General features: G+C 69.4%; 6 protein-coding genes. All 6 read left to right on the top strand.

Translation table 11 applies throughout. From position 1 onward, the window contains the following. Positions 1-109: 109 nt before the first annotated feature. Complete coding sequence (locus tag P1P70_RS37575) at positions 110-2,389, top strand: FdhF/YdeP family oxidoreductase (RefSeq protein ID WP_319245759.1); 2,280 nt, start codon at positions 110-112, stop codon at positions 2,387-2,389. A gap of 66 nt (positions 2,390-2,455) precedes the next feature. After that, positions 2,456-2,944, top strand: a complete 489-nt coding sequence (locus tag P1P70_RS37570; protein WP_319245757.1) for a hotdog fold thioesterase — start codon at positions 2,456-2,458, stop codon at positions 2,942-2,944. An 81-nt stretch (positions 2,945-3,025) separates the two neighbouring features. Further along, a complete protein-coding gene (locus tag P1P70_RS37565) occupies positions 3,026-3,442 on the top strand; it encodes a hypothetical protein (protein WP_319245755.1) in 417 nt (138 codons plus the stop codon). Next, a complete protein-coding gene (locus P1P70_RS37560; RefSeq protein WP_319245753.1) occupies positions 3,439-4,098 on the top strand; it encodes a Tat pathway signal sequence domain protein in 660 nt (219 codons plus the stop codon). Before P1P70_RS37565 ends, P1P70_RS37560 begins: the two co-directional genes overlap by 4 nt. A gap of 279 nt (positions 4,099-4,377) precedes the next feature. After that, positions 4,378-5,607, top strand: coding sequence for a branched-chain amino acid ABC transporter substrate-binding protein (locus P1P70_RS37555; RefSeq protein WP_319245750.1), 1,230 nt, complete (start codon positions 4,378-4,380; stop codon positions 5,605-5,607). A 108-nt stretch (positions 5,608-5,715) separates the two neighbouring features. Beyond that, positions 5,716-6,648 carry a branched-chain amino acid ABC transporter permease gene (locus P1P70_RS37550; RefSeq protein WP_319245748.1) on the top strand — a complete coding sequence of 311 codons (933 nt, stop codon included), beginning with the start codon at positions 5,716-5,718 and terminating at the stop codon, positions 6,646-6,648. The last annotated feature ends 37 nt before the right edge of the window (positions 6,649-6,685 follow it).

Here is a 6,685-nt window from a genome sequence, read left to right as displayed (position 1 = left end):
CTACCACCACCCGCCCCCGATCACCCTCGTTCCCGTCCGATCGCTCGTGCGAGGATCGGAGGAGTAGCCACCCGCCCGAGCAGCACGTGTATGCGAATGGGGAGCAGTCATGGCCGGCAAGGCGCCGAAGAATGATCCGGTTCAGGACGCGCCCCAGGTCGCGGCGCCCAAGCACGCGGCGGCGGGACTGCCGGCGATCGGGCACACCCTGCGGGTCGCGCAGCAGCAGATGGGCGTGAAGCGGACCGCGCTGACCCTGCTGCGGGTCAACCAGAAGGACGGCTTCGACTGCCCGGGCTGCGCCTGGCCGGAGCCGGACCACCGGCACGCGGCGGAGTTCTGCGAGAACGGCGCGAAGGCGGTCGCCGAGGAGGCAACACTGCGCCGGGTCACTCCGGAGTTCTTCGCCGCCCACAGCGTGGCCGACCTCGCCACGCGCAGTGGCTACTGGCTGGGGCAGCAGGGGCGGCTCACCCACCCCATGTACCTCCCCGAGGGCGGCGACCGGTACGAGCCGGTGTCCTGGGACCGCGCCTTCGACATCGTCGCCGAGGAGCTGAAGGCGCTCGGCTCCCCCGACGAGGCCCTCTTCTACACGTCCGGGCGGACCAGCAACGAGGCCGCCTTCCTGTACCAGCTGTTCGCCCGTGAGTTCGGCACGAACAACCTGCCGGACTGCTCCAACATGTGCCACGAGTCGTCGGGCTCCGCGCTCAACGAGACCATCGGCATCGGCAAGGGCAGCGTCCTGCTGGAGGACCTCTACCAGGCCGACCTGATCATCGTGGCCGGGCAGAACCCGGGGACCAACCACCCCCGGATGCTCTCCGCCCTGGAACGGGCCAAGGCCAACGGCGCGAAGATCATCACCGTCAACCCGCTGCCCGAGGCCGGCCTGGAGCGGTTCAAGAACCCGCAGACGCCGCAGGGCATGCTCAAGGGCGCCGCCCTCACCGACCTGTTCCTCCAGATCCGCATCGGCGGCGACCAGGCCCTGTTCCGGCTCCTGAACAAGCTGATCCTGGAGACGGACGGCGCGGTCGACGAGGAGTTCGTCCGCGAACACACCCACGGGTACGAGGAGTTCACCGAGGCCGCCCGCGCCGCCGACTGGGACGAGACGCTCGCGGCGACCGGTCTGACGCGCGAGAAGATCGACGAGGCGCTGCGCATGGTCCTCGCCTCGCAGCGGACCATCGTCTGCTGGGCCATGGGTCTCACCCAGCACAAGCACTCGGTGCCGACCATCCGCGAGGTGGTCAACTTCCTCCTGCTGCGCGGCAACATCGGCCGTCCCGGCGCCGGTGTCTGCCCGGTGCGCGGTCACTCCAACGTGCAGGGGGACCGCACGATGGGCATCTTCGAGCGGCCCGCCCCGGCGTTCCTGGACGCCCTGGAGAAGGAGTTCGGCTTCGCGCCGCCCCGGGAGCACGGCTACGACGTCGTCCGGGCCATCAAGGCCATGCGCGACGACAAGGCGAAGGTGTTCTTCGCGATGGGCGGCAACTTCGTCTCGGCCTCCCCCGACACGGAGGTCACGGAGGCGGCGATGCGCCGGGCCCGGCTGACCGTGCACGTGTCGACGAAGCTGAACCGCTCGCACGCCGTCACGGGCGCGCGGGCGCTGATCCTGCCCACCCTGGGACGCACCGAACGCGACCTCCAGGGCGGCGGTGAGCAGTTCGTGACCGTCGAGGACTCCATGGGCATGGTGCACGCCTCACGCGGCCGACTGGAGCCCGCGAGCGGGCAGTTGCTGTCCGAGCCGGCCATCGTGTGCCGGCTCGCCCGCCGGGTCCTCGGCGAGGACAGCCGGACGCCGTGGGAGGAGTTCGAGAAGGACTACGCCACCGTCCGCGACCGCATCGCGCGCGTGGTGCCCGGCTTCGAGGACTTCAACGCGCGCGTGGCCGACCCGTCCGGCTTCGCCCTCCCGCACGCCCCGCGCGACGAACGCCGCTTCCCCACCGCCACCGGCAAGGCCAACTTCACGGCCGCGCCCGTCGAGTACCCCGAGCTGCCCGGGGGGCGCCTGCTGCTGCAGACGCTGCGCTCGCACGACCAGTACAACACCACCATCTACGGCCTCGACGACCGCTACCGGGGCATCAAGAACGGCCGTCGGGTCGTGCTCGTCAACCCCGACGACGCGCGGGAGCTGAAGCTCGCCGACGGGTCGTACGTGGACCTGGTGGGCGAGTGGAAGGACGGCGTCGAGCGGCGCGCCCCCGGTTTCCGGGTGGTGCACTACCCGACGGCACGCGGCTGCGCGGCCGCCTACTACCCGGAGACCAACGTCCTGGTGCCGCTGGACTCCACCGCCGACACCAGCAACACCCCGGCCAGCAAGTCCGTCGTGGTCCGTCTGGAACAATCGTCCACCGACTGAGCGTTTGCTCAGGAGACCGGCGCTCCTCCGACGGCGGCGCACGCGATCGACGACGAACGGAGCCCCATGGGCGAGCAGCACCACGTGAAGTTCCCGCAGAAGGTCATCGACGAGTACGCGAACCTCGGCATCGACCTGGTCGCGATGTTCTCCGCCGGACACCTGGGCACCCGGATGGGCGTACAGATCGTGGAGGCCTCGGCGGACCGGGTCGTCGGCACGATGCCGGTGGAGGGCAACACCCAGCCGTACGGGCTGCTGCACGGCGGCGCGTCCGCCGTACTGGCGGAGACGCTGGGCTCGGTCGGCTCCATGCTGCACGCCGGCAGCTCCAAGATCGCCGTCGGCGTGGACCTGAACTGCACCCATCACCGGGGCGCACGGTCCGGCCTGGTGACAGGTGTCGCCACACCGCTGCACCGGGGCCGCTCGACGGCGACGTACGAGATCGTCATCAGCGACGAGGACGGCAAGCGGGTGTGCACCGCCCGGCTGACCTGTCTGCTGCGGGACGCCCCCACCGCCCCGGGCGCGAAGGCCCCAGCGGCCGAGTGACCCGTGCGGACGAGGGGCGGGCCCAGGCGGCGGCCTGTTCGCCTCTGGCCCGCCGGGGTGCGCAGGCCCTAGCGTCGGGGCATGGCAACGGGAGGAGCCCCCTGGCCGAGGGCGGTGCTCGGGCCGGCGCTGCTGATCGGCGTCCTGGTCACCGGGTGCGCGGGGGCGGGAGAGGCGGGCGGGGCCGCGGGCCCCTCGACGGCCGCGCGCGGCGGCGGCTCGCCGTCGCCGTCGGCCACCCCTCCCGAGGAACTGTGCGCGAAGCTCGTCTCGCACTGGTCGCTGGAGGTGCTGGACGGCGACACGTACGGGGACTATCAGTCCATGGGACTGTCGAACGGGCAGTACGACATCCTGCGGGAGGTCGTCGACGAGGCCCGGGCCGAGAAGAAGCGCGCGGGTGCCACGGCGGCGCGGCTGCTGATCGAGCGGCGGGCCCGCGCGGGCTGCGAGGAGTGGTACCGCTCGGGCGGCCCGGGCGAGGGGCCCTGGAGTTGAGCGGGGTGGGCCCCGTGGAGCCGGGCGAGGGCACGCGCGCGTGGGACGCGGCGGACGGGCCGGCGGACGCGGACACCCCGCCCCCGCCGGAGCCGCCGCGCGGACGGTACACCCAGGCGTACGCCCGGCACCGCCGGGCCGTCCTCGCGGGGGCGGCGACGGTCGTCGCGCTCGCGGGCGGCGGCTACCTCTACGCGACCCGGCCCACCTCGGCCCCGCCGCCGGAGCCGACACCGCGGGAGACGCCGTACCCCTCCCAGGCCATCGTCGTCAGCTACCTCGGTCCGGCGGCGCACTCCGGCCGGGCGCCGCGCGGACGCTTCGAATTCGAGGTGCGGCTGAGCGTGCGGTACGGCCCCCCGATCACCGTGGAACGGATGACCCAGCCCTACGAGGGACTGTCGCTGCGCACAGACCCGCGTACTCCGCTCCGGATCGGGACGAAAGACGCCCGAAAGATCCTCGTCACCATGCGCGTCACCGAATGCGGGAAAGCACCGGAGGGCGCCGGACTTCCATTCCTGGATGTAACTCTGCGTAATACGCGCGCAATAGAAGCGCACAGTTTCATCTTGGGTGAGCGCTACGCCCAGGACCTCTCCGACGCCCTTCGAGTCGCCTGTGGCAACGATTCCGCGTCATCACCAAAAAGCTGAACACTCCTGAACCTACCCGCGTCGACCCTGCACGTTCTCACTATGCGGACAGGGCGAATCGGCCTGAATTCCGCGCAACCGCCCACTGAGTACCGCTCTGCATTACCTCGTGTCATAACAAGAGCGTCACAGCCTTGGTCAGACTCTCCTCCACGTTGTCCACACACGCTTAGAGTCACGGCCAGTCACCGCGCCAACGGAATCGAAGTCACGTCTTCGGCCCAGCGCTCGACTCGGCCACTTCCAACAGGAAGGGCCGTGCCAGGGAAAGGACTGATCGTGCGTCAACGTTCGCTCATCGCCATCACCGCCGCGCTGGCGGCGGGAGCACTCACACTCACCGCCTGCGGTTCGCGCGACGAGGACAAGGGCGGCTCGGACACCGGCAGTGGAACCACTGTCGTCATCGGCGTCGACGCCCCGTTGACCGGTGAGCTCTCCGCCATGGGCCTCGGCATCAAGAACTCCGCCGACCTCGCCGCCAAGACGGCCAACAAGGAGAAGTACGTCGACGGCATAACCTTCAAGATCGAAGCCCTCGACGACCAGGCCCAGCCCTCCTCCGGTCAGCAGAACGCGGTCACCTTCGTCGCCAACAAGGACATCCTCGGCGTCGTCGGCCCCCTGAACTCCGGCGTCGCCGAGTCCATGCAGAAGGTCTTCGACGACGCCAAGCTCGTCGAGGTCTCCCCGGCCAACACCGGCCCGAGCCTGACCCAGGGCGCCGACTGGCAGACCAAGAAGGTCCGCCCGTACAAGTCGTACTTCCGCACCGCGACAACGGACGCCATCCAGGGCCCGTACGCCGCGCAGTACCTGTACAACAAGGGCAAGAAGAAGAAGGTCTTCGTCATCGACGACAAGAAGACCTACGGCGCCGGCCTGGCCGCCACCTTCACCGACGAGTTCAAGAAGCTCGGCGGCGAAGTCGTCGGCACCGAACACATCAACCCCGAGACCAAGGACTTCTCCACGGTCGCCACCAAGGTCAAGAACTCCGGCGCCGACGTCGTCTACTACGGCGGCGAGTACCCGCAGTCCGGCCCCCTGACCAAGCAGATCAAGGCCACCGGCGCCAAGGTCCCCGTCGTCGGCGGCGACGGCATGAAGGACGACAAGTACATCGCCCTGGGCGGCAGCGCCAGTGAAGGGGACTTCACCACCTCCGTCGGCGCCCCCGTCGAGGAACTGCCCTCCGCCAAGGACTTCGTCGCCGCCTACAAGTCCGCGGGCTACAAGGACCCCTACTCCGCCTACGGCGGCTACTCCTACGACTCCGCCTGGGCGATCATCGAAGCCGTGAAGAAGGTCGTCGAGGACAACGACGGCAAGCTTCCCAGCGACGCCCGCGCCAAGATCACCGAGGCCATGCAGAACATCTCCTTCGACGGCGTGACCGGCAAGGTCTCCTTCGACGAGTACGGCGACACGACCAACAAGCAGCTCACCGTCTACAAGGTCGAGGACGGCGCGTGGAAGGCGGTCGACTCCGGTACCTACACCGGCTGACCCCACCCGCACACACCTGAGCCGCGCGGGGCGCTGCACCACAGCGCCCCGCGCGGACTCACATCCGGTCACATTCGTCGAACATCCGAAAGTCTCGGAGGACATGCGGTGAACGAACTGCCGCAGCAGCTGGTCAACGGCCTGCTACTAGGATCCATGTACGGGCTGGTCGCCATCGGCTACACGATGGTCTATGGCATCGTCCAGCTCATCAACTTCGCCCACGGTGAGATATTCATGCTGGGCGGCTTCGGTGCCATCACGGTCTACCTCTACGTGCTGCCCGACGGCACGAGCATGTGGGTCGCACTCCCGCTGATGCTCGTCGGAGGCATCATCGTCGCCGTGCTCGCCGCAATGGGAGCGGAACGCCTGGCCTACCGGCCCCTGCGCACCGCACCGCGCCTCGCCCCCCTCATCACCGCCATCGGCCTCTCCCTGGCCCTCCAGCAGGCCGTGTGGGCGTGGTACCCGGACGCCAAGGAGTCCATCAACTTCCCACAGATCGGCGGCGGCCCCTTCGAGATCGGCAACGTCACCGTCCAGACCGGTGACATCTTCCTGCTGATCGCCGCCCCGATCAGCATGGCGATCCTCGCGTACTTCGTCATGAAGACCCGCACCGGGCGCGGCATGCAGGCCACCGCCCAGGACCCCGACACCGCCAAGCTGATGGGCATCAACACCGACCGCATCATCGTGGTCGCCTTCGCCCTCGGCGCCGCGTTCGCCGCCGTCGGGGCCGTCGCCTACGGCCTCAAGTACGGCCAGGTCCAGTTCCGCATGGGCTTCATCCTCGGCCTCAAGGCCTTCACCGCTGCCGTCCTCGGCGGCATCGGCAACATCTACGGCGCCATGCTCGGCGGCGTCGTCCTCGGCCTCGCCGAGGCCCTCTCCACCGCCTACATCGCCGACATCCCCGGCATGGACCAGTTCGGCAGCCAGTCCTGGGCCGACGTATGGGCGTTCGTACTCCTCATCCTCGTCCTCCTGTTCAGGCCCCAGGGTCTGCTCGGAGAGCGCGTGGCGGACAGGGCGTGACACCGATGACCACACACACCACCGCGACCCCCGCCCC

The sequence above is a fragment of the Streptomyces sp. MB09-02B genome (assembly GCF_033794485.1).
Lineage (GTDB): Bacteria > Actinomycetota > Actinomycetes > Streptomycetales > Streptomycetaceae > Streptomyces.
The sequence above is the reverse complement of the archived record's forward strand: the minus strand, read 5'-3'. Positions and strand labels throughout refer to the sequence as shown.

Bases quoted from the DNA above. Each gene is read 5' to 3' on its own strand.
- P1P70_RS37575 (WP_319245759.1), top strand. From the start codon at position 110: ATGGCCGGCAAGGCGCCGAAGAATGATCCGGTTCAGGACGCGCCCCAG.
- P1P70_RS37570 (WP_319245757.1), top strand. From the start codon at position 2,456: ATGGGCGAGCAGCACCACGTGAAGTTCCCGCAGAAGGTCATCGACGAG.
- P1P70_RS37565 (WP_319245755.1), top strand. From the start codon at position 3,026: ATGGCAACGGGAGGAGCCCCCTGGCCGAGGGCGGTGCTCGGGCCGGCG.